The organism is Streptomyces sp. NPDC031670, assembly GCF_055580545.1.
Genome location: NZ_JBVILC010000004.1, coordinates 395,036 through 421,864, shown reverse-complemented (window position 1 = coordinate 421,864; position 26,829 = coordinate 395,036). Strand labels below are relative to the sequence as shown.

21 protein-coding genes and 1 pseudogene are annotated in these 26,829 nt (G+C 71.9%); 10 read left to right on the top strand and 12 right to left on the bottom strand.

Translation table 11 applies throughout. The annotated features are described in order from the left end of the window. Window positions 1-196 precede the first annotated feature (196 nt). Together ACZ5ID_RS11395 and ACZ5ID_RS11390 are read left to right on the top strand one after the other, a co-directional pair. The gene (locus tag ACZ5ID_RS11395) at window positions 197-1,114 is read left to right on the top strand and encodes a MurR/RpiR family transcriptional regulator (RefSeq protein WP_468896071.1); all 918 of its coding nucleotides are present in this window, start codon (window positions 197-199) and stop codon (window positions 1,112-1,114) included. A 335-nt stretch (window positions 1,115-1,449) separates the two neighbouring features. After that, a complete protein-coding gene (locus ACZ5ID_RS11390; protein ID WP_406555362.1) occupies window positions 1,450-1,839 on the top strand; it encodes a hypothetical protein in 390 nt (129 codons plus the stop codon). Between the two features lie 16 nt (window positions 1,840-1,855). Here ACZ5ID_RS11390 and ACZ5ID_RS11385 read toward each other — a convergent pair. Further along, window positions 1,856-2,434: pseudogene (locus ACZ5ID_RS11385) on the bottom strand (Na+/H+ antiporter NhaC family protein); the annotation flags it as partial. Window positions 2,435-2,788: 354 nt separating this feature from the next. Between ACZ5ID_RS11385 and ACZ5ID_RS11380 the strand changes: the two are divergent. Continuing rightward, window positions 2,789-3,055, top strand: coding sequence for a hypothetical protein (locus ACZ5ID_RS11380; RefSeq protein WP_406555392.1), 267 nt, complete (start codon window positions 2,789-2,791; stop codon window positions 3,053-3,055). Between the two features lie 43 nt (window positions 3,056-3,098). Here the strand turns inward: ACZ5ID_RS11380 and ACZ5ID_RS11375 are convergent, their stop codons facing one another. Next, entirely contained in the window at window positions 3,099-4,100 is a 1,002-nt protein-coding gene (locus ACZ5ID_RS11375; RefSeq protein WP_468896066.1) for a LacI family DNA-binding transcriptional regulator, read from the bottom strand. Window positions 4,101-4,495: 395 nt separating this feature from the next. On the opposite strand from ACZ5ID_RS11375, the gene ACZ5ID_RS11370 reads away from it, so the two are divergent. After that, window positions 4,496-7,594: a GH92 family glycosyl hydrolase gene (locus ACZ5ID_RS11370; protein WP_468896063.1), complete on the top strand. Its 3,099-nt coding sequence runs from the start codon at window positions 4,496-4,498 to the stop codon at window positions 7,592-7,594. Here the strand turns inward: ACZ5ID_RS11370 and ACZ5ID_RS11365 are convergent. The 4 genes from ACZ5ID_RS11365 to ACZ5ID_RS11350 form a co-directional block, all read right to left on the bottom strand. Next, on the bottom strand, window positions 7,582-9,141 hold the full coding sequence (locus ACZ5ID_RS11365; protein WP_468896060.1) for an alpha/beta hydrolase: 1,560 nt from the start codon (window positions 9,139-9,141) through the stop codon (window positions 7,582-7,584). The two genes, ACZ5ID_RS11370 and ACZ5ID_RS11365, sit on opposite strands and share 13 nt — an antisense overlap. Before the next feature lie 55 nt (window positions 9,142-9,196). Next, window positions 9,197-10,249, bottom strand: a complete 1,053-nt coding sequence (locus ACZ5ID_RS11360) for an SIS domain-containing protein (RefSeq protein WP_468896057.1) — start codon at window positions 10,247-10,249, stop codon at window positions 9,197-9,199. A 365-nt stretch (window positions 10,250-10,614) separates the two neighbouring features. Beyond that, window positions 10,615-12,066 (bottom strand): amino acid permease, encoded by a 1,452-nt coding sequence (locus ACZ5ID_RS11355; RefSeq protein ID WP_468896201.1) that lies wholly within the window; start codon window positions 12,064-12,066, stop codon window positions 10,615-10,617. A 167-nt stretch (window positions 12,067-12,233) separates the two neighbouring features. Next, complete coding sequence (locus tag ACZ5ID_RS11350) at window positions 12,234-13,190, bottom strand: hypothetical protein (RefSeq protein WP_468896054.1); 957 nt, start codon at window positions 13,188-13,190, stop codon at window positions 12,234-12,236. Window positions 13,191-13,631: 441 nt separating this feature from the next. Here ACZ5ID_RS11350 and ACZ5ID_RS11345 point away from each other — a divergent pair, with 441 nt between their 5' ends. Next, on the top strand, window positions 13,632-14,567 hold the full coding sequence (locus ACZ5ID_RS11345; protein WP_468896051.1) for a DUF389 domain-containing protein: 936 nt from the start codon (window positions 13,632-13,634) through the stop codon (window positions 14,565-14,567). 68 nt (window positions 14,568-14,635) lie between these two features. On the opposite strand, the gene ACZ5ID_RS11340 is transcribed toward ACZ5ID_RS11345, so the two are convergent. Beyond that, window positions 14,636-15,061 carry a hypothetical protein gene (locus tag ACZ5ID_RS11340; RefSeq protein WP_468896048.1) on the bottom strand — a complete coding sequence of 142 codons (426 nt, stop codon included), beginning with the start codon at window positions 15,059-15,061 and terminating at the stop codon, window positions 14,636-14,638. A 201-nt stretch (window positions 15,062-15,262) separates the two neighbouring features. Between ACZ5ID_RS11340 and tgmA the strand changes: the two genes are divergently transcribed. Next, window positions 15,263-15,454: a putative ATP-grasp-modified RiPP gene (tgmA, locus tag ACZ5ID_RS11335; protein WP_406555183.1), complete on the top strand. Its 192-nt coding sequence runs from the start codon at window positions 15,263-15,265 to the stop codon at window positions 15,452-15,454. 15 nt (window positions 15,455-15,469) lie between these two features. Continuing rightward, complete coding sequence (gene tgmB / locus ACZ5ID_RS11330; RefSeq protein ID WP_468896044.1) at window positions 15,470-16,396, top strand: ATP-grasp ribosomal peptide maturase; 927 nt, start codon at window positions 15,470-15,472, stop codon at window positions 16,394-16,396. On the opposite strand, the gene ACZ5ID_RS11325 is transcribed toward tgmB, so the two are convergent. After that, window positions 16,390-17,766, bottom strand: a complete 1,377-nt coding sequence (locus ACZ5ID_RS11325; RefSeq protein ID WP_468896041.1) for a cytochrome P450 — start codon at window positions 17,764-17,766, stop codon at window positions 16,390-16,392. The genes tgmB and ACZ5ID_RS11325 overlap by 7 nt on opposite strands. 148 nt (window positions 17,767-17,914) lie before the next feature. Next, window positions 17,915-18,901: a LysR family transcriptional regulator gene (locus ACZ5ID_RS11320; protein ID WP_468896039.1), complete on the bottom strand. Its 987-nt coding sequence runs from the start codon at window positions 18,899-18,901 to the stop codon at window positions 17,915-17,917. 157 nt (window positions 18,902-19,058) lie between these two features. Here ACZ5ID_RS11320 and ACZ5ID_RS11315 point away from each other — a divergent pair, with 157 nt between their 5' ends. Then, complete coding sequence (locus ACZ5ID_RS11315; protein WP_468896036.1) at window positions 19,059-22,538, top strand: M28 family peptidase; 3,480 nt, start codon at window positions 19,059-19,061, stop codon at window positions 22,536-22,538. Between the two features lie 83 nt (window positions 22,539-22,621). Here the strand turns inward: ACZ5ID_RS11315 and ACZ5ID_RS11310 are convergent, their stop codons facing one another. Next, window positions 22,622-23,983, bottom strand: coding sequence for an FAD-dependent oxidoreductase (locus tag ACZ5ID_RS11310; protein WP_468896033.1), 1,362 nt, complete (start codon window positions 23,981-23,983; stop codon window positions 22,622-22,624). A 235-nt stretch (window positions 23,984-24,218) separates the two neighbouring features. On the opposite strand from ACZ5ID_RS11310, the gene ACZ5ID_RS11305 reads away from it, so the two are divergent. Further along, window positions 24,219-24,515, top strand: coding sequence for a DUF4031 domain-containing protein (locus ACZ5ID_RS11305; protein ID WP_406553824.1), 297 nt, complete (start codon window positions 24,219-24,221; stop codon window positions 24,513-24,515). Window positions 24,516-24,577: 62 nt separating this feature from the next. Here ACZ5ID_RS11305 and ACZ5ID_RS11300 read toward each other — a convergent pair whose 3' ends face one another. Beyond that, a complete protein-coding gene (locus tag ACZ5ID_RS11300; RefSeq protein ID WP_468896198.1) occupies window positions 24,578-25,084 on the bottom strand; it encodes a mycothiol transferase in 507 nt (168 codons plus the stop codon). 279 nt (window positions 25,085-25,363) lie between these two features. On the opposite strand from ACZ5ID_RS11300, the gene ACZ5ID_RS11295 reads away from it, so the two are divergent. Then, on the top strand, window positions 25,364-26,254 hold the full coding sequence (locus tag ACZ5ID_RS11295) for an arylamine N-acetyltransferase family protein (protein ID WP_468896029.1): 891 nt from the start codon (window positions 25,364-25,366) through the stop codon (window positions 26,252-26,254). A 136-nt stretch (window positions 26,255-26,390) separates the two neighbouring features. Here the strand turns inward: ACZ5ID_RS11295 and ACZ5ID_RS11290 are convergent, their stop codons facing one another. Continuing rightward, on the bottom strand, window positions 26,391-26,795 hold the full coding sequence (locus ACZ5ID_RS11290) for a DUF5997 family protein (RefSeq protein ID WP_468896026.1): 405 nt from the start codon (window positions 26,793-26,795) through the stop codon (window positions 26,391-26,393). Between the last annotated feature and the right edge of the window lie 34 nt (window positions 26,796-26,829).

Sequence of the window (26,829 nt, the reverse complement as noted above, 5' to 3'; positions counted from 1 at the left end):
CCGGGGACGGCCTCGTACTTGAGGATCCGTCCGCCGGCCGCACCGGTGGCGACGAGACCCGCGCCGCCCCGGCCGGTGCGACGGGACGCTCGGTGTCTCGTATATGCGCAGGTGACCAACGGGTGGAACGGGCGCCTGCCCATTGCGGCGGTGAGCTATGTTTTGAGCACACACGGCACGAGAAGGAGGCCCGCCGGTGTCATCGGGGCAGAAGGCGCGCGCCCAGGCGGCTGCGATCACGCCGAGCGGGCAGTCGTCGGACCACGAGCGCCCCGCGGCGGACCGGGTCCGGGCCCTCTTCGACGGCCACCGCCTCTCGCCGGGGCAGCGGCGCATCGCCCAGTACCTGATCGACCACCTCACCGAGGCCGTGTTCCTCTCCATCACCGAGCTCGCCGAGCGGGCCGGGGTGAGCCAGCCGTCCGTGACCCGCTTCGCCGTCTCCCTCGGCTACAGCGGCTATCCGGCGCTGCGGGACGTGCTCCAGCCGATCGCGCTGAGCGCGGTCGCGGGGTCGCCGGAGACCCGTGAGGAGATCCGTCACAACGAGCTCCAGGCGGCGGTGGACGCCGAGATCGAGAACCTGGAGAACGTCCGCAGACTGCTGGCCGACACCAACCAGGTCCTGGAGATCGGCCGCGAGCTGGCCGGTTCGGTCCCGCTCACCGTCCTCGGGCTGCGGATCTCCGTGTCCCTCGCTGAGTACTTCGCGTACGCGGCCCGGCGCATCCACCCCGATGTGCGGCTGGTGACGCGGGGCGGCAGCGTCGCCTACGACGCGCTCCTGCAGTCCCGCTCGGCGGGCGGCACCTGGGTGCTGGCCTTCGCCATGCCCCGGCACGCCAAGGAGACCCTGGCCGCGCTGCGGGCCGCCCGCAGCGCGGGGCTGCGCATCGCGCTGATCACCGACACCACCCTGGGCCCGCTGGTCGACGAGGCCGACGTGGCCTTCACCGCGGGCACCGGCTCGCGGCTGGTGTTCGACTCGTACGCGGCGCCGGGCGTGCTCGCCGCGGCTCTGCTCCAGGCGATGGCGGACGCCGATCCGGAGCGGACACAGGCACGGCTCGAAGAGTACGAGCAGGCCGCCGACCAGCACGGTTTCTTCCTGTAGGACCCGATTGGCGCCCGATTCTCCCGTCGGGCTCCTCGGGATCTTCACACCTTACGGGCGCATGAATTTTTTCATACCCTTGTTTACTCAACGGTATATATGTTTACTGAGGCGGAGGCGATCCCCCCGATCCCCCAGATGCCAAGGAAGGCGCTTCCCCACGCCCTCCCAGAGCGGACAGCCGACGTGACGCCCCCCTCCTCGCGTCAGCCGGAGGTCCGATCCAGGCTTTCGGATCCGGGCGGACGCCCACGGGCGGCCTCGGCCAACCCCTAGGCCGGGGCCGCCCCTCCCCACCTCTCGATCAGAGTTCGACAACTTCGGAAGCGACGAGAATGCCCCACACGGCCCCCACCATCGCGCTCAGCCCGGACTGGCCCTGTCAGGTCAAGGAACCCGGCACGCGCGACTGGGAACGCACCGCGACCCGCTGGCTGCGCGACCTGCTGCCGGCCCGCTACGCCGGCTACTCGCCGCTGACACGCCACCACGTCATCCTGGCCCGGCACGCGCAGCTCCAGCTCCAGCACGAGATGCGCGCGGTCCGGGTCGCGCTCCAGACCAGCCGCGCCGAACTGCCCACCCTGGGCGTGGCGGAGGCGGTCATCGAGAACACCATCCGCATGTACGCGACGGAGCTGGACCAGCTGGGCCGGCTCGCGCGCGGGGTGCGCCTGGTCACGGACGCCCTGATGGGCGACCACCCGGCCCACCGCAGGATGTAGGCCCCGGCCCCGCCGCTCAGGTCACGGCCGCGCCCAGCGCCACGAATCCGCAGATCAGCACGGCCAGAATGAGCAGCAGGGGCCAGACGAACCGCAGGTACTTGTCGTAGCCGACCTTGGCGAGGGCGACCCCGCCGATCGTCACCGCCGTCGTCGGCACCCACAGGTTCATCCAGCCGCTCGCCGCCTGCCAGGCGGTGACGACCACCGCGCGCGAGACGCCCGCGAAGTCGGCCAGCGGGGCGAGGATCGGCATGGCGAGGGTGGCGTGGCCGGACGTGGACGGGATCAGGAAGGCCAGCGGCAGGTTCACCCCGAAGACGATGACGGCGAACACGCCCGACGAGGCGCCCTTCACCACGCCCTCGATGGAGTGCAGGACCGTGTCCATGATCCGCGAGTTGTTCATGATCACGGTGACTCCGCGGGCCAGCATGATGACGACCGCGGGGGAGACGAAGTCCCCCGCCCCCTGGGCGATCGTCGAGCTGGTCTTCTGCTCCCCGAGCCGGGCCACCACCCCGACGAGCACGGCGGCGCACAGGAACAGGGCCGCCAACTGCGGCAAGGAACAGCCCAGTTCGAACGAGTACGGCGGCTCAGCCGCCCGGGCAGACCCACCGGGCCCAGCAGACCCACCGGACCCCGCAGACCCGCCGGGCCCAGCAGACCCACCGGACCCCGCAGACCCGCCGGGCCCAGCAGACCCGCCGGTCCCCGCAGATCCACCGGGCCGCGGCAGCGGCGAGTTCGGCGGCGCGGCGCCGGACGCGGCGGTGCCGGGCAGGTCGAGCCGTTCGACCGCCGTGCCCGGGGACCGGGCTGCGGGTCCGAATGCCATCGGGACACCACGGTTCGCGATCGGGCGCGGGGCCGCACCCCGGGCGGCGCACCCGGGTCACCGTGCCCGGACCCGGCGTTGTCAGTGGTGGATGGCACGCTGGCGGGTATGGACGAGCTGATACGGCGCCGGGTCTACGGGGCCGACCACGACGATCCGGACCCCGGGCCGCGGCCGGGGCGTGTCTACCGCGAGCTGGTGGCGGGCCCGCTCGACGGACTGCTGCTCGACGTGACCGGCTGGACCGAGCGCCGGCTGGGCGAAGGCGCGGCCCTCGCCACGGAGATCGGTGCGCACGGACCGGGTGGCCGCGCGTGGTACGGACCGCGGCCGGGCGATCCGCACCACTGGGACTGGGCGGGGGACACCCCCTGATCCCGGCCGTCGTCCGTCGAGGCGTCAGTCGTCCGCCAAGGCGTCAGGAGTCCTGCTGTCCCGGGCCGCCGCGGACGATCAGCCGGGTGAGCAGGACGACCGACCTGGGCGCCGAGCGGTCGCCGTCGATCCGGGAGAACAGCAACTGGGCGGCGGTGGCGCCGAGCGCGACCGGGTCCTGGCTGACGACACTGAGCGGCGGGCTGAGGCGGTCGGCGAGGGGGAAGTCGTCGAAGCCGACGACGGCGACGCGGTCGGCGTCCCCGAGCGCGCCCATCACCCCCATGGTGATGACGTCGTTGGTGGTGAACAGGGCGGTGGGCGGCCGGTCCAAACCCCGCAGCGCGGCCAGGGCCGCCGCCGCGTCCGGCCGGCTGCGCAGTTCGTGCCGTACGAGAGCGGGGTCCTCGGGTATGCCGTGCGCGGCCAGCGCGTCGAGGTAGCCGGCGTGGCGCTCGCGCTGGGTCCAGATGTCGAACCGGTCGCCGAGGTAGGCGATCCGGGTATGGCCCTGGGCGAGCAGATGGCGTACGGCCCGCTCCGCGCCCGCCCGGTTGTCGACCGTGACGGTGTCGACGGCCAGCCCCTTGGCGGGCCGGTCCACGCAGACCACCCGGGTGCCGCCCGCCATCGGCTGCTTGAGGAAGCCGTGCCCCCCGATGGTGGGGACCAGGAGGAGGCCGTCCACCTGGCGCGCGGTGAAGGCCGCTATGACCTCGCGTTCGCGGCGCGGCTCGTCATTGGTGCTGCCGACGAGGACGAGACAGCCGCGGCGGTGCGCCTCGTCCTCCACCGAGCGGGCCATCAGCGCGTAGAAGGGGTTGGCCAGGTCGTCCACGACGAGCCCGATCGTGGAGGTGCCGGGGTTCTTGCGGCGTAGGTTGCGGGCGTTGTCGTTGCGCTGATAGCCCAACTGCCGTACGGCCTGCTCGACTCGGGCGGCCGTCCCGGGGGACACTCCGGGCTCGCCCGACACCGCGCGCGACACGGTCATGGGGCTGACACCGGCGGCGCGGGCCACGTCCTTCATCGTCGGGCGCTTCACGGGACTCCTCAGCGGCGGATCCGTCCCGGACGGCGGACGGCGATGCGTCGATGATTGCAGACGGAGCCGCATGTCAGGCCCAATGAGCCGACCTTGGGACCACTGGTGCGGCCTGGGCCTTCACGGGGCCCGGACTTGGTAACGTTCCCATCCCCGACGTCCGTTTCCCCGGCTTGTTACGTGCCGGGCCCTTGACGTGTCGTCAGGGACACCTCAACAATCCTGAGTTGATTGGTAACGTTCACACGCCCACCACGCACCCGCACTCCGAGCATCCCCCGTCCCGAGGCCGCCCGCCGGACGGCGAGCGGGCCTCCGCGAGAAGGTGGTCCCCCCTCGTGCTCCGATCCGTGCACCCCTCCAGATCCCGTCCGCGCTCCCGGTACGCGGGGGCGTTGAGCGCCCTCGCCCTGGCCGCCTCCGGTCTCGTCGGCCTCGCCACGGCGGCGCCCGCCCACGCGGCGGTGCTGCCGCTGACCCAGTACGTCGATCCGTTCATCGGCACCGACGACAGCAACGCCCCCAACCCCGTGCCGGGCGGCGCCGGGGGCAGCACCTACCCCGGCGCCGTAGTGCCCTTCGGCGGCGTGCAGTTCAGCCCCGACACCCCCACCGCCTCGCCGTCCGGCTACCGCTACAAGGACGCCACCGTCGAGGACTTCAGCCTCACCCACTTCGACGGCGCCGGCTGCCCCAACAACGAGGACCTGCCGCTGCTGCCCGTCACCGGCGCGCTCACCACCTCACCGGGCTCCAACTGGACCGGGTACGCGTCCGGCCACACCAAGGCGAACGAGGTCGCCCGGCCCGGCTACTACAAGACGCGCCTGGACCGCTACGCCACCGGCGTCGAGCTGTCCGCCACCACCCGCACCGGCATGGGCAGGCTGACCTACCCCGCCTCCGCCACCTCCCGGCTGCTGGTCGCCACCGGCCGCAGCGCCACCGGCAGCCGCGCCGGAGCCGTGCACGTCAACGGCGGCGAGCTGACCGGCAGCGTGACCGCCGGAGGGTTCTGCGGCTCGTCCAAGACGTACCAGATCTACTTCGACATCCGCTTCGACCGCACCCCCACCGGCTTCGGCACCTGGTCGGGCGCCGGCGTCACCGATGGCTCCACCGACGCGTCCGGGACCAACACCGGCGCCTACGTCACCTTCGACACCACGGCGAACCCCACCGTCCAGTTCAAGGTGGGCCTGTCGTACGTCAGTGTCGCGGGCGCCCAGGCCAACCTGGCCGCGGAGAACGGCGGCTGGGACTTCGGCGCGGTGCGCGACTCGGCCGACGACTCCTGGAACCAGATGCTCAACCGGGTCCAGGTCGGAGGCGGCAGCACCGCCGAGCGCCAGAAGTTCTACACTTCGCTCTACCACGTGCTGCAGAGCCCCAACATCTCCAGCGACGTCAACGGCGACTACCGGGGCTTCGACAACGCCGTGCACCGCTCGGCCCGGCCGGTCTACCAGAACTACTCCGGCTGGGACATCTACCGCTCGTGGGCCGCGCTGATAGGGCTGATCGCGCCCACCGAGGCCAGTGACATCGCCAAGTCGATGGTGCTGGACGGACAGCAGGGCGGACTGCTGCCCAAGTGGTCGCAGCAGACCAACGAGGACTTCGTGATGACGGGCGACCCGGGCCCGATCATCGTGAGCAGCCTGTACGCGTTCGGGGCGCGCGACTTCGACACGAGCGCGGCGCTCGCCCTGATGAAGAAGGCCTCCAACGGCGGCACCGCCCAGGGCAGCGCCATCCGGGGCCGCCAGTCGGCGTACACCAGCCTGCACTACCTCGACGACCCCTCCGACTCGCTGGAGTACTCCGCCTCCGACTTCGCGGTGGCCCAGTTCGCCAAGGCGCTCGGCGACACCTCCGGCTACACCACGCACATGAGCCGCGCCCAGTGGTGGCGCAACACCTTCAGCTCCGAGTCGTCCTACGTCCAGCAGCACCGGAGCGACGGCTCCTGGACCTGGCCGCTGGACCCCGCGAGCCAGTCCACCTTCACCGAGGGCAACGCCTCCCAGTACACCTGGATGGTCCCGTACGACTTCGCCGACCTGATCAACCTCATGGGCGGCCGGCAGACCGCCGTCCAGCGTCTGGACCACCACTTCACCGAGGTCAACGCCGGTCAGAGCAGGCCGTACTACTACATCGGCAACGAGCCCGAGCACGGTGTGCCGTGGGCCTACAACTACGCCCGCCACCCCTCCGGCGCCTCGGACGCGGTGCGCAAGGTGATGACCGAGTCCTTCACCACCGGCGCCGGCGGTCTGCCCGGCAACGACGACCTCGGCGCGACCTCCGCCTGGTACGTCTGGGCCGCTCTCGGGATGTATCCGGCGACGCCCGGCGCGGACACGCTCGCGCTGCACGGACCGCAGTTCCCGTCCGTCCTCATCCAGCGCGCGGCCGGGAACATCACCATCGACTCCTCCGGCTCCGGCGCCTATGTGCAGGGCCTCGCCGTCAACGCCACCCCCACCAGCCACAGCTATCTGCGCTATCCGGACCTCGCCTCCGGCGCCACCCTCACGTACACCATGGGTGCGGCCCCCGGCGCCACCTGGGGCACCGGGGCATCGGATGTGCCGCCCTCCTTCCAGGACGGCGCCACTCCGGTCCCGGCCGCGCCCGAGCTCGGCGCCAACCTCGCCCGGGGGGCGACGGCGACCGGATCGGCCGTCTGCGCCGCCGCCGAGTCGGCCGACAAGGCGGTGGACGGCGCGCTGCGGAACAACAGCAAGTGGTGCTCGTCCGCGAGCGGTCCCTCGCTCCAGGTCGATCTGGGCTCCGCCCGGACCGTGTCGTCGTTCGTCGTCGAGCACGCCGGTCTCGGCGGCGAGAACACCGGCTGGAACACCGGCGGCTTCCAGATCCAGACCAGCACCGACGGCTCCTCGTGGACCACGGCGGCCACCGTCACCGGCTCCCGCTCCAGCCGGACCTACCATCCCGTATCCCCCCGCACCGCCCGGTACGTCCGGCTGCTGGTCACCAGCCCGGCCAACACGTCCAGCAGCGCGGCCCGGATCTACGAACTGGAGGTGTACGGGGGCGGACGCGGCAACCTCGCCCTCGGCCGGCCGGCGACGGGCTCCGCCTCGTGCAACGCGTCGGAGACGCCCGACAAGGCGGTCAACGGGAGTGTCGGCGGCGGCACCGGCGACAAGTGGTGCTCACTGGCCGCCGGCACCAAGAACCTCCAGGTCGACCTGGGCTCCTCCCACCCGCTGGACTCCATCGTCATACGGCACGCGGGGGCCGGTGGTGAGAGTGCCGCCCTGGACACCAGGGACTTCGACCTGAGCGTCTCGGCCGACGCGGCGACCTGGACCACGGTGGCCCAGGTGCGCGGCAACAGCGCCGACGCCACCACCAACCCGGTGACCACCTCCGCCCGCTATGTGCGGCTCTCGGTCCTCACCCCGACGCAGAGCGCGGACCAGGCCGCCCGGATATACGAGCTGGAGGTCTACGGCACCTGACGCCCCGGCCCGGCGGACAGGCCCTCGCCGCGCGCCGCCGGGCAGTCGAGGTCGGCGCGCGGCAGCCGTCCGTCCGCCAGGTAGGCGTTGACCGCGCTGTTGACGCAGGCACTGCCGTAGGCGATTCCGTACACGGCGTGCCGGTAGGAGCCCTTCACCGTGACCAGCCGGGAACTCGGCCACTTGGCGTGCATGGCCCGTGCTTCCGTGTACGGGACGCGCGGATCGCCGGTGGCGTTGGCCATGAGCGCCGGGATGTCGTTGTCCACCACGGTCGGCCGCTCGCGCGGCGCGGGCCAGAACGGGCACGGGGTGACGTCGTTGAGGACCGGCCCGAACAGCGGGTGCGCGGCGCGGCTGCGCTCGACGGCCCGCCGGTAGACCTCCGGGTCGCGCGGGCCGGGGGTGTCGGCGCACAGATACGCCGTCTGGGTGCTGCCGTACGCGGAGTACTCGCCGGTGAACAGGCCCGGCAGCAGCTCCGCGAGACCGGGGTCGGGCTCGGCGTGACCCGTCTCGGCGGCCTGCTTCAGTGTGCCGACCATCACGGCGATGCCCGCGTCGCTCTCCTCCCGGTCGTCGCCGAGGACTCCGTACAGGAGCACCGGCAGGAGGTGGGTGTCGATGCGGTGGGTACCGACCGTGAACGGGTGGCGGGCGGCGGTGACCCGGATGCGGTCCACGGTGGCGAGGACCGCTCGGGGTGTGGTGCCCAGGCCGTAGGCGGCGTCGCGCCGCGCGGCCCACCGGGCCCAGTTCTCCAGGGCGTTCTCGTTCACCCGCTCCGTTCCGTACTCGGCCCAGGGGGCGAGGTGGCGCGGCTCGTGCACGCCGTCGAGGACGATCCGGTCGGTGCGGCCCGGGAACATCGCCGTGTAGACCTCGCCCAGATAGGTGCCGTAGGAGATCCCCAGATAGGAGATCCGCCGCTCGCCGAGCGCCGCGCGCACCACGTCGAGGTCGCGGGCGGCGTTGCGGGTGGAGGCGTAGGGAAGCAGGGCGGCTGCGTTGCGGCGGCACTTGGCGGCGAGGTCGCGCTCGAAGGCCGTCATCCGGTCGAAGCCCGCCCGGTCCTCGCCCGCCGAGCGGAAGTAGGTGCTGGTCGGCCAGTGGCAGTCGAGGGGCGCGTTGCGGCCGGTGAAGCGGGGGTCGACGCCCACCAGGTCGTACCGGGCGGCGAGCCGTCCCAGAGCCGCCCGGCGGTCCGGCAGATAGTCGACGACCGGGTCGGCGGGGCCGCCCTCGTTGACGACGAGGGCGCCGATCCGGTGGGCGGTGTCGGTGGCCCGGATGCGGGCGACCGCGACACTGACGACCGGGCCGCCGGGACGGGTGTGGTCCAGCGGAACCGTCACCTCCGCACACCGGGCGCCCGCCTTCTCCAGCTCCCGGCCGGCGGTGTCCTGGGCGTCCTGAACACAGCTGTGCCAGCGCGGCCCGGGAGGCTGGGCGGCGGACGGCGGCGCGGCCGTGAACGACAGGAGGGCGGCCACGGCCGTGACCGCCCCGAGCCGGACGCGCGGGCGGGCGCCGTACGTCATCCTCATGTCACTGAGGGTAGCCGGATGTTTCAGCGCTCTGCCGGCCGAAGCGGAAACTCCGTCAGAGGGCGGCGACGGGAGAGCCGTGCGCGAAGTCCGCGACGACGACTCCGCCCTCCTTGGTGTCGTCGTTGATGAAGACGATCGACTCCATGGGCACGTTCCGCTCGTCGCCGAGCGCGGCCACCAGCTCCTGCGCCACGACCGTCTCCAGGACGACCCGGGCGCCGGGCGCGGTGTCGGGCAGCCGGACGACCGCGAGGTTCTCGGACCCCTCGACCCGGGCGGTGGTCACCAGCAGGGTCAGATGGCCCGCGGCCGAGAGGGAGCGGGCGAGGGCGACCTCACGGCCGCAGCCGAAGACGAGGTGCAGGGTGTTGCCCGCCGACTCCATCTCGCCGTGCAGGTAGTTGCGGGTGACCGAGGCCGCGGCCGGCATCCGGGGCACCTCGCGCAGCAGCAGCGCCGCCTCCTCCGCGGTGGCCCGGGAGGCGCCGGAGCCGACGCAGTCGACGGCGACGCACCGCGCGGCCCGGGCCAGCAGCGGGGCGATGGTGCGGGCGGCCCGCGTCCGTACGGCCTCGGCCTGCTCGGGGACGCCGTCCCAGGAGTCCCCCGCGCGGCCCGCGATCACCCCCGCGATCAGGTCGAGCGCGATGACCGTACCGGTGAAGCCGACCGTCGAGGCGCAGGAGTCGGGCTCGTTGCCGAGGTCGACGGTGAGCCCGGCGAGGGCGCCGAGGGGGGAGGGGGTGACGTTGAGGACCGCCAGGGTGGGCACGCCGTGGGCGGTCCGGAAGGCGGCGATCGTCTCCGAGGTGCGACCGCTCTGCGACACACCGATGAGCAGGTCGGTGTCGAAGCCACCGAGCCCCTCCTCGATCTCACTGGCCAGTACCCGCTGGGCGGGTACGCCGTGGCCGCGCAGCACCTCGACCGGCAGGGCGAGCGCCGCGTACGAGGCGCCGATCCCGGCGAGGAGCGGGCGCCCGGTGGCGCGCAGCCGGTCGCCGGCCGGCCCGGCCAACTGCCGCCGCACCTCGGCGGTCACGCGCTCCAGTGCCTGCGGCTGGCCGGCCTGGCCGTCGAGGAAGGTGATTCGCGTTCCGGGCATGACGAGTCCTTTCGTGCGCCCCCCGGTGAGCGGGCGGGGCGCGGTGCGGGGGACAGAAGGCGGACGAACCGGGCAGGTAGGACGTTGAAGGCAGGATCATCCTGCGAAGTGCCGACCGGGGGAATGGCGCCCGGGGAGCGCACGGTGGCGGACGTGTCCACCGTGACCGCAGGCGTCTCACCCGCACCGGGGACGCGTCGGGGACGTGCCGGGACGTGTCGGGGGCCCGGCGCCGGGGCCGTCCGCCCGGCCGCGCCCGGGCCGGATGCGCGGGACGGATCCGGGTACCCGCGCACGTACGCGGGCCGTCCCCCGCTCCGAAGAGGCGGGGGACGGCCCGGGAGGTCAGGCGCGGACGGCCGGTGTCAGATGAGGTCCATCGCGGCCACCTCGTCGGGGCTGCCGTAGCTGACCGGGCCCTGGAAGCGGTGGCGGGCGGTGGCGAACCACCACAGGGTGGCGATGAAGAGCACCGCGCCCAGCGCGATCGGGGCGTAGTTGAACGAGTCGGTGGTGATCGGCGAGGTCTGCGGCAGCATGAACAGCACGCTGCTGAGCACGATCCAGGCCACCGCGACCGCCGCCACGGGCTTGCCCCAGCGGCCCAGGTTCCACGGGCCGGGCTGGAAGTCGTTCAGCCGCAGCCGCAGGAAGATGGGCACACCGTAGGCGAGGTAGAGGCCGACGACGTTGACGCTGACGATGGCGGTGAAGGCGGTGTGCGACCACCAGCCGGGGATGATCAGTACCAGCGAGCACGCCGCGGCCAGCCAGACCGCCTTGACGGGGGTGCGGGTGCGCAGCGACACCGAATGCCACCAGCGTGAACCGGGCATCGCCCCGTCGCGCGAGAAGGCGAAGATCTGGCGGGTGTTGCTGGTCATGTTGGCGAGGCCGCAGAAGAGCATCGCGCCGATCACGATCAGCAGCAGCAGCTTGGCGGTCCCCATGCCGAGCGCGTCGATGAGGATCTGCACCGGCGGGGCGGCGGAGCTCGCCTCGCCCGCGTAGTCGCGGATCGCGTAGACCAGCGCGAGCATCAGGACCAGCCCGGCCAGCGCCGAGTAGATGATCGCGCGCATGATGCCCTTGGGGGTGTTGACCGTGGCCTTCACGGTCTCCTCGGACATGTGGAAGCTGCCGTCGAAGCCGGTGAACGTCCAACTGGTCACCAGCAGGCCCAGCATCGCGGCGTACAGACCGCTGCTGAAGCCGGTGGTGTTGACGAAGTGGTTGGCGAACGAGGCGGACTGGTGGTGCGAGGGCTTGAAGGTGAGGGCGGCCACGATCACCACCATCCCGACCAGCAGCCACCACACGGAGATCCGGTTCACCACGGCCACCAGCTGCACCGTGTACGTGTTGGCCAGTGCCTGCACCACCAGGATCACCGCGGCGATGCCGACGGTCTGCTGGGGCGTGGGGTGGTAGGAGGACCACTGCATCGAGACGAAGGCCTGGATGAAGGTGGCGGCGGCGTAGTTGGTGGCGGCGGTGCCGCCCACCTGGCCGACGAAGTTCAGCCATCCGGTGTACCAGGACCAGGCGCCGCGGTGCCGCTTGGCGAGCTTGCCCGCGGAGAAGTACAGGGCGCCGCTGGTCGGGTAGGCGGAGGCGATCTCGCCCATCGCCGCGCCGACGAACAGCACCATCAGCGACACACCGATCCAGCCGAAGACGAGGATGCGCGGCCCGCCGGCGCCCATTCCGAATCCGAAGGCGGAGAATATGCCGGAGATGATGTTGATGATCGTAAAAGATATGGCGAAATTGTCGAACGCGTGGAATCTGCGGGTGAGTTTCCGCGGGTAGCCCATCGCGTGCAGTGTCGCGTCGTCGTCGAGGGCGACGGGCGGTTCACGGCGAGGGGCTTTCGCGCGGAGCGGGGACGTGCGCTCGGACACTGGGGGCAGCCTTTCCTGGTGGGGGTGGACAGGACGCGTGTCGTACGGGTGCCGCTGGGCCGTGCGGTGGTGCGGGCGGGTCAGGCCGGGCCGGGAGTCGGCAGCCCGCAGGCCCGCCGGGCCCGGGTCAGCCGTTCCTCGGGGTCGCCGAAGGCGCTCCAGGGCATCCGGGAGGCGTAGGGCCCCATGGCCGTGAGCACCTCCCGGGCCTCGAACTCGCGTTTGGCCATGTACAGCGCGTGTGCCAGATACGCCAGGTCCAGGACGGGGGTGAAGCGGTAGGCCGCCGTCCGGGGGAACCAGTTCTGGTAGATGCCCAGCGCCGTCGCCGTCCACTGCGGCTGGATCCAGGTGCTGTCCGCGAGCAGGGCGGACGGGTCGTAGTCCTCGACGAGCGCGACCAGGGGCAGCAGTCGCAGCGGGGAGGTGAGCGGGGCGCGGTGGCTGAGGAAGGAGGCGACGTCCCAGCGGGCGCTGGCGGAGCCGCCGTGACGGGTGAAGAAGAAGGCCAGGAACCGGTGGTGGGCCTCGCGGTTCCAGGGGTCGAGCCGCAGGATGTGCGAGAAGAGCTGCCAGGGCCCCGGGGGCGCGGTCAACAGGCCTTTGGGGGCCGGGTCGTGGGAGCGCTCGAAGCGGGCGAGGGCGAGCTGGGCGACCCAGGGGGTGGGGTCCTGCGGCAGCAGCTTCGCGGCGCGTCCGCAGGCGGCCGTGGCGATGCGCACCAGTGCGCCGGCCCGGCCGTCCCGTGCGTCGGCCATGCGTAACGCCCGTACCATCGCGACCCGCGCCGCCAGCAGCGCCGCCTCGGCGCTCGGCTCCTCGGCGAGCCACCGCTCGGCGAGGTCGGAGTCGGCGGCCTCGGAGGCGAGCACCAGCGAGCGGTGGGCGCGCACCTCGAAGTCGGTGCGCGCGTCCTTGAGGACGTTGTGCGCGCTCAGATACCGGCCGGCCCGCACGTCGGTGCAGGCCTGGGCCAACTCACGATCGTCGGCGGCCGGATGCCACACGTACTGTCCCTCGAACGAGCCCGCAGTCACGATCCCCTCTCCATCCCGAAGACGACGCCACTCGCATGCGCATTCCGGCCATGGCGAATTCGGCCAGGGGACGTCACCCCTACGCAGGCTCACTGACAGCGAGCCACACCTTACTCATCATTAAGTCGTATCGAAACTCGTCGCCCGGAATATCTGGTTCCTTGTCATTTATGGGCCGGGCAAATGCGGTTGGGCCCGACTGGTGCCGAGGCCGGGCTTTTGGCTTGACACCGGTAGGGGGTGTGGGTACGGCCAATTCCCCCGGCGGTGACGCCTTTTCGGCCGTGGCCGGATTTCATGAGGTGGTCGTTCCGTCCCGGCCGGTGGCGTGCGTGACGCGGCGGCGCGGACCGTGCCACCCTTGCCGTCCAAGGAGCCCCTGGTCATGGGGCCGGAAGCCGGGTCCGGCCGGCTTCGAGGAACCGATCTGGAGTAGGGCTGTTGCTGCATCTGCGTCTGAATGTGCCCGCCGACCTCACCGACGAGGTGGTGCGGACCCTGGAGGCGACGGTGGGCACCGCCCATCTGGCCGTCGTGCCGGGTGCCTCACGCAACCCCGTGGGCGACCTGGTGCTGTGCGACGTCGCCCGCGAGGCCGGGGACGGACTCCTCGCGCGGCTGCGCGCGCTCGGGCTCGACCGGTCCGGCGCGATCGCCGTCGAGAACATCGACCTCTCGCTGTCCAAGCGCGCCGAGAAGGCCGAGGCGGAGGCCCCGGGCGAGGGCGTGGACGCGGTGCTGTGGGAACAGCTCACCGACGTGACGCACGAGGAGTCGACGCTCACGGTCACCTATGTGGCGTTCCTGGCGATCGCCACGATGCTCGCGGCGTGCGGTGTGATGCTCGACAACGCCATTCTCATCGTAGGCGCCATGGCGGTCGGCCCCGAGTTCGGGCCCCTGGCCGGTATCTCCACGGCGCTGGTGCAGCGCGCGCCGGGCCTCGTATGGCGGTCACTGTGGGCACTGGTGGCGGGCTTCGCCGCCGCCATGCTGCTGACGGCCGGGTTCGGCTGGCTCCTGGACCAGATGGGGCTCTTCGACAAGGGCATGCTGGAGGCGGTCCGTCCGAACACCGCCTTCATCTGGAAGCCCGACTGGATGTCCTTCGTCGTCGCCTTCCTGGCCGGTGTCGCGGGCACGCTCTCGCTCACCTCGGCCAAGTCCGGCGCGCTCATCGGGGTGGCCATCTCGGTGACCACCGTCCCCGCGGCGGCCAACGCCGCCATGGCGTTCAGCTACCGGGAGTACGCCCAGACCTGGGGCTCGACCGAGCAGCTCCTCGCCAACCTGGGCGGGATCGTCCTCGCGGGCACCCTCACCCTGCTCACCCAGAAGACGCTCCTGGCGAGCCGGCGCCGTCAGCCCGCGCGCTGAGCGGTGGAAGCCGCGTGGCGCGGGGCGGGGGCGGACCCCACGCACCGCGCCACACACGACCGCTACGGTCAGTAGCCCTGGTGGCTGGCGCTGTGCCAGCTCGCCCAGCCGCAGTCGGACTGGTAGTGGGTGCCACGGCTGGCGTTGGTGTCGGCCTCCATGTGGCAGGCGCCCTTCCTGCCGCCCTCGGAGCTGTGGTCGCGCCCGTGCTCACGGTCGTCCTTGCGGGTGTAACCGTGGTGGCGGTTGTCGTCGCGGCCGTAGCCGTGGCCGTAGTCGTGACGGCGGTCGTCGTCGCGGCCGTGGCCGTAGTCATGGCGGCGGTCGTCGTCACGGCCGTAGTCGTGACGTCGGTCGTCGTCGCGGCTGTAGCCGTAGCCGTAGCCGTGGTGGCGGCCGTGGTCGTCGTCGCCGTGGGCCAGCGCGGTCGTCGCGCCGCCGAGGACGACGCCGACGGCGAGGACGCCCGCGGTGAGGGTGGTACGCAAACGCATGTGTGCTCCTGTGGGGGTCGGAGGCAGATCGTGACGTCCTGAGCGATCACCGTTACGAACGGTGGCGAAACCTGCCTTCACCCGACTGCCAGGCGTGTGACCTGCTTCACGCCGGTGTGGCGGTACGTGATGAATCCCTTACGGGGGCACTCCGTACAGGTGAGCACAGGATCGGTGTGACGTCGCAGCAGGAGGTTCCCCATGAGGCCGTTCACCTTGCGCTACACGGTGCCGCAGGAGCCGGAGGAGCGGACCGTCGCCTACCGCTTCGACGCCTCGCGGCAGTTGAACGTGCTCCCCGACGGGCGCCCCGCCGTGGCCGACCGCGCGGTGCTCAGAGCGAGCGGTACCACCGCCTCCACCGCCGGTTCCCAGACCCACTTCGACGACTGACGGCCCGGCAGCCGGATGACGGTTCTCATCCTCACGTGCGAACAGGACGTCACCACCGACATGGTGGTGACCCATCTGCACGAACGCGGCGTTCCCCTGGTGCGCCTCGACCCCGCCGATGTGCCGGGCAGAGCGGTGCTCTCGGCCGAGTACGCCCACGGGGACTTCAGCGGGCACCTGTCGGTCGACGGGTTCCTGGTGAGCATGTCGGGGCTGCGCTCCGTCTGGGTGCGCCGGCCGGGGCAGCCGGCCGCCCACGCCCCGGAGCCCTCCCAGTGGCTGACCGCCGAGACGCGGCAGGCGCTGTTCGGCATGCTGTACTCGGCGGCGGCGCGCTGGATGAACCATCCGCGCGACGCCGAGACGGCCCGGCACAAACCCTGGCAGCTGCGGGTCGCCCACGCCAGCGGGTTCGCCGTGCCGCCCACCGTCGTCACGACGGTCCCCCGGGTGGCCCGGCAGTTCGCGCAGGAGTACCGGGACGTGGTGGTCAAGAGCGCCGCCGGGCCGCCACCGGACGAGCCGCTGATGGCCCTGCCGACGACGCTGATCGGGCCCGACGCGGACTTCTCCAGCGTCCGGGCGGGGCCGGTACTGCTCCAGCGCTTCGTCCCCAAGAAGGCGGACATCCGGCTGACGTGTGTGGGGGCGGCGCTCTTCGGCGCCCGCAAGGTGTGCGAGCCCGGGCAGGTGGACGGCCGCTACGACGACGGCGGCCGTGGCTGGGAGCCCGTCGGGGTGCCCGGCCGCATCGCGGAGGCCGTCCACGCGTACACCCAGCGCACCGGGCTGGCCTACGCGGCGTTCGACTTCGCCGAGGACACCGACGGGGTCTGGTGGTTCCTGGAGTGCAACCAGGGCGGCCAGTTCGGCTTCGTCGAGCTCGACACGGGCCAGCCGATAGCGGCGGAGGTCGCCACCTGGCTGGCCCGGGCTCAGTGAACCGGGGCAGCGGCGCGGCCCCGCACCGTCGCCAGCAGCGGCACGGCGGGCTGGAGCAGCAGTGCCGCGCGGGGTGCCACCTCGGCGTCCGGCAGGTCGAGGCGGCACCGCTGGGCGAGGGTGGCCAGCACGAGGGCGGCCTCGACCTGGGCGAAGCGCGCGCCCAGACAGGTCCGCTGACCACCGCCGAACGGATACCAGGCGTGGTCCGGCACCGCCTCCGGCGCGTCGTCGTCCCACCGCTCGGGGCGGAACGCGTCGGGGCGCGGGAACCAGCGCGGATCGCGGTGCGTGGTCCACGGGCTGCACCAGACGATCGTCCCGGGCGCGACGCGCGTACCGCCGAGCGTGGCACCCGGACGGGCGACCGCGGGGATGAGCCATACCGGCGGGTACAGCCGCAGCGCCTCCTTGACGATCTGCCGGGTCCACACCAGCCGGTCGTAGTCGTCGATGATGGGCGGGCGTCCCGCCAGCACCTCGTCCAGCTCGGCTTCGAGGCGGGCGCGGACCCGCGGCGAGCGGGCGAGCAGATGCACCGTCCAGGTGAGCGCCGTGGAGGTGGTCTCGTGTCCGGCGGCCCAGAGGGTGACGGCCTCGTCGCGCACCTCCTTCGGCGACAGCGGCCGGCCCTGCCCGTCGCGCGCCGCGAGCAGCCTGCTGAGCAGGTCCTCGCGCTCGTCGATGCCGTCGGGGGCGCTCAGCCGGGCCCGGATGAGCCGGTGGACCTCCGCGTCGATGGTGGCTACGGCGCCAAGCAGGGACCGGCGGGACGGGGTGCGCACCCAGGCGGGCAGGAACAGGCCGATGCCGCGCAGCTCCGCCCCGACCGCCCGCTCCGCCACGTTCATCGCGTCGCCGAGCGCCGCGGTCTGCTCCCCGAGGTCGTTGCCGAACAGGGTGCGCAGCACCACCCGCTGGGTGATGAGCGCCATCTGCTCGCGTACGTCGATCCGCTCGCCCTCGCGCCAGCAGCCGGCCGCCGCGCCCGCGCACTCCACCATCGTCCCCGCGTAGGCGCGGACCTGGCGCGGCCGTACGGTCGGCTGCACCAGCGAGCGCTTGCGGCGCCAGTCGGCGCCCCTGCTGAGCAGGACGCTCTGCCCGATGATCTGTTTGAACGCCCAGCCGATGTCGAGGATGTCGTACGTGTGCTCACGGCCCGCCAGCAACTCCATGATGTGCTGGGGGTGGGAGACGAACAGTCCGCGCCGGGGGCCGAGCGACCAGGTCACCGCGTCCCCGAAGCCGTCGCGCAGGCCGGTGAGGAAGCCCAGGGGGTCCCTGCCGAACGCGAACATGTTGCCGAGCGGCCGGGGCAGGCCCCGGGGGCCGCGGACCGGGTGGAGCGGGGGTGCGGAGAGGGACACGGGGACTCCCGGGGTGGGCCGGTGAGGGCTCAACATTAGTGCTTTTCTGCCCATGTGCCGGATACGTCAAGCCGGTCCGGATACGTCAAGCCGGTCCGGATACGGCGGGCCCGCGGGGCAGGCGCTCCCCGTACCGCCCGCCGGGAGCTCAGACGTCGGAGGCCTGGAGCTCCGCTCTCCCGGACGGGGGATGCAGCTCGGGATGGTTGTCCCACCACAGGCGGTGGAACGCGTTGTTGTCGACGTTGGCCAGATACGCGCACACGGCCGCGCGGTAGAGCAGCTCGGCCTGCCGGGGCGGGACGGTTGAGCGGTTCCAGGCCAGCCGGATGCGTCCGGTGAGCGGGGCGCCGGCGAGGGGGCGCATCACGGTGCCCTCCACCCGGGGCGCGGTGGGCTGGCTCAGGGCGACGGCACGTCCCCCGGCGATCAGGGCGTACTGCATCTGACGGTCCGCTATCCGGAACCGCAGCCGGGGCGCGAACCCGGCCCGCGCGCACGCCTCGGCGAACGCCTCCGGCCCGCCGTCGTCGTCCTCCACCAGGGTCATCCACGACTCGTCGGCCAGCTCGGCCAGTTCGATGTGCTCCCGGTCGGCCAGCCGGTGGCGGGCCGCCAGCCGGATGGAGAACGGCTCCTCGGGGATGAGCGTCCTGGCCAGGACCCCTTCGGGGAGCGGGACTTCGTGGTCGTTCACCTCCCCGTACACGATGGCGTCGTAGCGGCCGGCGCCGAGCATGCGGGTCAGGGCGGTCACCGAGTGCTCCAGGTCCACGGTGATCTCCTGGCCGGAGAGCGAGAGGTCGGTCTGCTCCAGGAGGCCGTCGAGCAGGACCAGCAGGATGCAGCCGAGGCGCAGCGGGGCGTCGGCGGCGACCGCGCGGGCCCGGGTGCCGAGCGCGTCCATCTCGCTGAGCACCCGGCGCGCCCTGGCCAGCACGAACCGGCCCAGTGGGGTGGGCTCCGTGCCGTGGCGGCTGCGGACGAAGAGATCGCCTCCGGTGACCCGCTCGATACGCCGCAGTTGGGCGGAGAGCGAGGGCTGGGAGACCCCGAGCCGGCGAGCGGCCCGGCCCAGACTGCCCGCTTCCGCGATCTGGCAGACGGCCTGTAAGTGCCTCAACTCCAGCTGCATCTTCCGAGCGTACGCAGCGGCCCGGTGGCGCACCATAACCCGCGTCGTATGCCCGACTGGTATGTACCACGTTTGCCATGTCCACGCCCATACTGCGCGGAGAACAGGCCCCCCACGATCGGAGTGGACGTTGCGCCCCTTCAGATTGACGGCCGCCGTGGCAGCACTGACCCTGACCACGGGCCTGACCGGCGCTTTGGCCGGTACGGCATCGGCCGCACCTCATACGCAGTCCGGGCCCGACCAACGGCCCAGCCCCCTCTCGCGTGCCGTCGCCGCCGCCGACCAGGCGGTCCGCAGCGGGCTCGACACCCTGGTCAACTCCCCGCAGGAGCAGTACGAACGGCGCATGGTCACCCCCTGGGTGAAGAACCTCTACTCCGTCGCCTACGAGCGCAGCTACCGGGGGCTGCCGGTCGTCGGCGGCGACGCGGTGGTGCTCGCGGACGGCGACGGCGACATCCGCGCGGTGCAGTCCGCCTCCTCCGTACGGATCGACGTGGCGACCACCGCCTCGGTCACCGCCAAGGCGGCCGAGGCCACCTCGCGCGCCAGGCTCGCGAAGGTCGACAAGGTGGTGCGGAGCCGGCTCGTCGTACGGCTGGCGGACGGCAGGCCCGCGCTGGCCTGGGAGACCGTGCTCGCCGGACGCACCAAGGCCGCACCCAGCAGACTGCACGTCTTCGTGGACGCGCGCACCGGCAAGGTCCTCGGCACCCACGACGACGTCGAGGCGGGCACCGCCAACAGCAAGTGGAACGGCCCCAGTCCGCTCACCATCGACACCACCGGCTCGGGCGGCAGCTACTCGCTGCGCGACCCCAACCGGCCGGGCCTGAGCTGCGCCGACTACAGCACGGGCACCGTGTTCACCAAGTCCTCCGACTCCTGGGGCACCGGCAACCCCACCAGCAAGGAGACCGGCTGCGCGGACCTGATGTTCGCCGCGCAGAAGCAGTGGGACATGCTGGGCCAGTGGCTCGGCCGCAACGGCGTCAGCGGCAACGGCCGCAGCTTCCCCGGCAAGGTCGGCCTCGGTGACCTCAACGCGTACTGGGACGGCAGCTCGGTCACCATCGGCCACAACAGCGCCAACGAGTGGATAGCCGGGATCGACGTGGTGGCCCACGAGTACGGGCACGCCATCGACAGCAACACCCCCGGCGGCACCGGCGGCCAGGAGGCCGGGCTCGGTGAGGGCACCGGTGACATCTTCGGCGCGCTCACCGAGGCGTACGTCAACGAGCCCGCCCCCTACGACACCCCGGACTACACGGTCGGCGAGATGATCAATCTCCAGGGTCGGGGCCCGATCCGGAACATGTACAACCCGCCGGCCGTCAACAACGACCCGGCCTGCTACAGCTCCGCGATACCCGGCACCGAGGTGCACGCCGCCGCGGGCCCCCTCAACCACTGGTTCTATCTGCTGGCCGAGGGCAGCAGCCCCGGCGGCGGCAAGCCCAACAGCCCCACCTGCAACCAGAGCACCGTGACCGGGGTCGGCGTCCAGAACGCCGGCAAGATCTTCTACGGTGGCATGCTCCTGAAGACCAGCAGCATGTCGTACAAGAAGTACCGTACGGCGACGCTGAGTTCGGCCAAGTCGCTGGACACCACCTGCAACCTCTTCAACCGGACGAAGGCGGCCTGGGACGCCATCAGCGTGCCCGCGCAGAGCGGTGACCCGACCTGCCAGCCCAGTGGCCAGAGCGACTTCTCCCTCGCCCTGAACCCGGCGTCCGGCACCGTCCAGCAGGGCGGCTCCGTCACCACCACGGTGACCACCAGCGTCACCACGGGCTCGGCCCAGTCGGTGACGCTCACCGCCTCCGGCCTGCCGTCCGGCGTGACCGCGTCGTTCAACCCGGCCACCGTGCAGTCCGGCCAGTCCTCGGTGCTCACGCTCTCCGCGTCCACCAACGCCGCCCCCGGCCCCTCCACCGTCACCGTCAAGGGCCAGGGCACCGCGCTCTCCCACACCGTCGACTACGCGCTCAACGTCGGTGGCACCCCGCCCGGCACCGACGCGCCCGACATCGACGTGGCCAACGTCCGGGCACACCTGTCACAACTGGGCACCATCGCCACCCAGAACGGCGGCAACCGCCGTGCGGGCAGCGGCGGGTACACCCAGTCGGTGGCCTATATCAAGGGCAAGCTGCAGGCCGCCGGATACACCGTGACCGAGCAGAACTGCACCACCTGCACCTACCCGTCGAACAACCTGATCGCCGACTGGCCCGGCGGCCCCGCCGACCAGGTCCTCATGCTCGGGGCACACCTCGACAGCGTGTCGGCCGGCCCCGGCATCAACGACAACGGCTCGGGCTCCGCGACCCTCCTGGAGAACGCGCTGGTCCTGGCCCAGAAGAACCCCACCATGACCAAGCACGTGCGCTTCGCCTGGTGGACCGACGAGGAGCAGGGCCTCAACGGCTCCGAGTTCTACGTCAACCGGCTGAGCACCACCGACCGCGCGGCCATCAAGGCGTACTACAACTTCGACATGGTCGGCTCGCCCAACGGCGGCTACTTCATCAACAACGTCAACTCCGCCACGGCGGCCCCGCTCAAGGCGTACTGGACCTCGCTCAACCTCGCCCCCGAGGAGAACGTCGAGGGCCAGGGCCGCAGTGACGACGCCTCCTTCCAGGCCGCCGGCATCGCCACCTCGGGATACGCGGCCGGCGCGAGTGACCGCAAGACCTCGGCGCAGGCGGCCAAGTGGGGCGGCACGGCCAACGCCGCCTACGACTCCTGCTACCACAGCGCCTGCGACACCCCGAGCAACATCAACGCCACGGTCCTGGACCGCAGCGCCGACGGTGTGGCGTACGCGATCTGGAAGCAGGCCGTCGGCGGGGCCACCCCGGCGCAGGACTTCTCCCTCGCCGTCGACCCGCCCTCCGGAACCGCCAACCCCGGCGGCAGCACCACCGCGACCGTGAACACCACCACCGTCAGCGGTGACCCGCAGACGGTCGCCCTGTCGGTCTCGGGCGCGCCCAGCGGCGTGACCGCGACCCTCGACCCGGCCTCGGTGCAGTCCGGCAAGTCCTCGACGCTGACCGTGCGGGTCGGCGCGGGCACCGCACCGGGCACGTACACCCTGACGGTCACCGGTTCCGGCACGGTCGGCCACAGCACCACCTACACGCTGACCGTCGGCGGCGGGGGCGGGTGCACCGCCCGTCAGCTCGTCGTCAACGGCGACTTCGAGAACGGCTCCAGCCCGTGGACGGCCACCTCGGGCGTCATCACCAACCAGGCCGGCGAGACGCCGCACGGCGGCTCCTACATGGCGTGGCTGAACGGCTGGGGCTCGGCCCGCACCGACAGCGTCTCGCAGTCGCTGAGCATCCCGTCCGGCTGCTCCAGCTACCGGCTCTCGTTCTTCCAGCACATCGACACGGACGAGAACGAGAACGTCGCGTACGACACCTTCACCGTCTCGGTCGGTGGCCAGACCCTGGCCACCTTCTCCAACCTCGACGCGAACTCCGGGTACGACCAGAAGTCCTACGACCTGTCGGCGTTCGCCGGGCAGACCGTCACGCTGAAGTTCAACGGCGTGGAGGACCAGGCCCTGCAGACCTCGTACGTCGTGGACGACATCACCCTCCAGGTGAGCTGACGGCCGCCTGAGCACCGCGCGAACGGCGTCGGCCCCCGCCTCTCCCCGGCGGGGGCCGACGCTCCTCACATGGGGGCCGGCGGTCAGGCGCCGCTGGCCCTCAGCATGTCCTCGCGCTCGACGATCTTGACGCGCTCGCGGCCCTGCGGTTCGCCCAGCGCCTTCTCGGCGGCGTCGAGCCGGTGCCAGCCCTCCCACGTCGTCCAGCGGACCCCGCGCTCGGCGAGGAAGGCGTCGACCGCCTCGGGCTCGGGCGTGGCGGGGGTGCGCAGCCGCCCGTGGGCGTGATCGTCCAGGAGGTTGGCGACGGTCTCGTTGGCGTCGCCCTTGGTGTGACCGATCAGGCCGACCGGGCCGCGCCGGATCCAGCCGGTGACATAGGTGGAAGCGAGGTGCTGCCCGGCCTCCACGACCCGGCCGCCCTCGTTGGGGACCGTGCCCGACTCCACGTCCCACGGGAGCTTCGGCAGCTCGTCGGAGAGGTAGCCCACGGCCCGGTACACGCTCTGGACGTCCCAGTCGTGGAACTCGCCGGTGCCCACCACGTTGCCGGTGCCGTCGAGCCGGGTGCGCTCGGTGCGCAGAGCGACGACGCGGCCGTCCTCGCCGAGGATCTCGGTGGGCGACTCGAAGAAGTGCAGGAAGAGCTTGTGCGGGCGCTCGCCGACGTCGCGGATCGCCCAGTTCTCCAGGGTCTTGGCGACCATGTCCGCCTGCTTGTTGGAGCGGCGGGTGGCGATGGAGCCCTCGTCGTAGTCGATGTCCTCGGGGTCGACGATGACCTCGATGGTGGGGGAGTGGTCCAGTTCCCGCAGCTCCATCGGGCTGAACTTCGCCTGGGCGGGGCCGCGGCGGCCGAAGACGTGGATCTCGCGCGCCCGGTTGGCCCCCAGACCCTCGTGGACGTTCGGCGGGATCTCCGTGGGCAGCAGTTCGTCGGCGGTCTTGGCGAGGATTCGGGCCACGTCCAGGGCGACGTTGCCGACGCCGAGCACCGCGACCTTCTCCGCGTGCAGCGGCCAGGTGCGCGGTACGTCCGGGTGTCCGTCGTACCAGGACACGAAGTCGGCGGCGCCGTACGAGCCGTCGAGCTCGATGCCGGGGATGTCCAGGGCGCGGTCGGCGTCGGCGCCCGTCGAGAAGATCACCGCGTCGTAGAACTCGTGGAGCTCGTCGAGGCTGATGTCGCCGGGATAGTCCACATTGCCGAACAGCCGGATCTGCGGCTTGTCGAGCACCTGGTGCAGGGCGGTGACGATGCCCTTGATGCGCGGGTGGTCGGGGGCGACGCCGTAGCGGATCAGACCGAAGGGCGCGGGCATCTTCTCGAAGAGGTCGATCGAGACACCGGGGTCGGCGGCGGCCGGGGACTTCAGCAGCGCGTCCGCGGCGTAGATCCCGGCGGGACCTGCGCCCACGATGGCTGTCCGCAGGGGGCGGGGCATGACTGTTTCCCTTCGACCGACAACGAAATGGCTCGTCGGACAGCCTAAGCTTAGGCAAGCCTAACCCGGTACCCGCCCCCTGCTTATGGGCTCATAAGCCAACCTTATGACAAATCAAAGTGAGGGTGATGGGCGGGAGCGAACGGCGCGAATCGGTCGTTCCGGTGAGGTGTCCGGGAGTTCGCGCGGGGCAAGGGAGAATACAAAGCCTCAGCAGGAGTGGGAGGTTGCCCCCTTGACCGTCTACGTGGACGACGTGAAGGACTACGGCGCTCTCGCGCGACGACGAGGTCTGCCGTCCGCGCACTGGTGCCATATGACCGCCGACACCGAGGAGGAGCTGCACGCCTTCGCGGCGGCCCTCGGCATGCGCCGCGCCTGGTACCAGCGCAAGGGACCGGGCGACCACCGATGGCACTACGACATCACCCCACCCACCCGCGCCCAGGCCGTACGGCTGGGGGCCCGGGAGGTGGACCGGCGGTTCATGGGCAACCTGATGATCAGCCGAAGGGACCGCGTCCGGGTCTGAACCGCCGCGCGAACCCGTTCACGGGGGCGGTGCCGACCGTGCGGCTCCCGTCCGACGTGTGATCACCGGCGGGACAGCACGCCCCGTACGAAAGCGGCCTGGCCGGCGTGCTGGAGGCTGTCCGAGACGACGCTGACCAGCCGCACCGCCAGCGTCACCGGCGGGTCCCACGAGGTGTCGACGACCCTGGCGAGCGCCTTGCCGTCGAGCCCCGCCAGCCAGGCGGCGGTCTGCGCGTGGACGGCTTCGTGGTAGCCGGTCAGCTGCTCGGCGGAGGCGGTGACCGAGGCGACCTCGGTGGAGGTGTGGCCGTATCCGGTGTCCGAGTCGGCCAGCGGCAGCCCGAACCGCCGCGCCCACCCCTGCCCGGTCCACACCTGTTCGAGTCCGGCGGCATCCGCGATGTGGTCGTCCTGGATTCTGGTCAGATGCCAGACCAGCCAGGCGGGGGAGTTGGCCGAGCCGTCGATACGGAACGCCAACTCCTCGTCGCTGAGGCCTTCGACGGCAGCCTCGACGGTCTCGCGGATGCGGCCGAACGCGTCGAGAAGGAGATCGGAACTGGTCACCGTGGTCACGCTTGCCAACCTAGGCCCTGCCGGGTCCCCGCGCACGGGGAAGCGCACGGGCCGGTTCGCGCGCCCGGGAGCGGGCTCATCCCCGGGCCGGATGGCAGGGACCTCAGGTCCTGGGACCAAATGGCCGGGCCGGAACCGTCTTTGAGCAGAGGTTTCGTCCCGGCGGGCGGGCATAGGGTCGGCGTCGTGACGGTTGATCGTCGTGAGGCGGACGAGGTGTGACCCGACGGCGTACGGACGGACCGGCGCGGGGTCCGGAGAGGGTGAGCCATGACAGAGGCAGCGAACGGACGCGGCTGGTCCGGGGACCGGTTGGACCTGGACGCCTATCTGGCCCGTATCGGGTACGCGGGGGAGCGGGCGCCGACGCTTGAGGTGCTGCGCGGGCTCCAGCGGGCGCATGTCACCTCGATCCCGTTCGAGAACGTCAACGCGGTGCTCGGCAAGCCGGTCGCGCTCGACCTGGAGACGGTCCAGGCCAGACTTGTGCGGGGCGGCCGGGGTGGTTACTGCTACGAGCACGTCGTGCTCTTCGCCAGTGCGCTGGAACGCCTGGGCTTCGATTTCACCGCCCTCATCGGGCGCGTCACCCTCGGCAGCGACAAGATCCTCCCGGCCACCCACGCCCTCACCGGGGTGCGGCCGGCCGACGACGACCGGCTGTGGCTGTGCGACGTGGGCTTCGGCAGCGGGCCGCTCGCGCCCGTCGAGATCGCCGACGGGGTCGAGGTGGATCTCGACGGATGGAGGTTCCGGATGCGGCGGGCGGCGGGCCCGCTCGGCCTCGACCAGTGGTGGCTGGACCAGTACGGCCAGGACGGCTGGACCGCCCGGCACACCTTCACCCTCACCCCGCAGTACCCGATCGACTACGCGGTGGGCAGCCACTACGTCAGCACGCACAGCCGCTCGCCCTTCACGGCGCGCCTGTTCGCCCAGAAGTTCGGTGCCGCCCGCCTTCACCAGCTGGACGCGGCCACCTGGAGGACGTTTCGCCCCGACGGCTCCGTCACCGAGCGCACGATCGAGCCGGCCGAGCTGGGCCGCGTCCTCACGGACGAGTTCGGGATCACGGTGGAGGCGGAGGAACTCGCACATCTGGAGCAGGGCACGGCGGCGGCCCGCCAGGCGGGGGCCGACCGGGGCCTCGCCACCGCCTGACCCCTGCCGGCCCGGTCCGCGCAGACGCGAAAGCCGGTGACCCCCGCCGTGGCGAAGATCACCGGCACATCACCGGCAGCGCCCTCAGGCCCCGGCTCCGGAGCCCGGGCCGGGGCGGCGCCGTCCGTGAGCGGGCTCAGGAACGCTTGTCCCCGGACTCCTCGGCGCGCTGCGCGTTCTTCTCCTTGATGCGCACCGCCTCCTTGCGCACCTCGGCCTGGGTGGCGCGCTCCTTCTGCAGCCACTCCGGGTTCTCCTGCTTGAGGGCGTCGATCTGCTCGGTGGTGAGCGCCTCCGTGACCCCACCGCGGGCCAGGCCCGCGATGGAGACGCCCAGCTTCGCCGCGACCACCGGCCGGGGGTGCGGGCCGGTGCGGCGAAGCTCCTGGAGCCACTGGGGCGGGTCGGCCTGGAGCGCGTTCAGCTCGGAGCGCGAGACGACACCCTCCTGGAACTCTGCGGGGGTGGCCTCGAGGTACACACCCAGCTTCTTCGCCGCGGTCGCGGGCTTCATGGTCTGGGTGGTCTGGTGCGACGTCATGGGGTCAAGGGTATCGAGCGTGTGCGCCACCTCC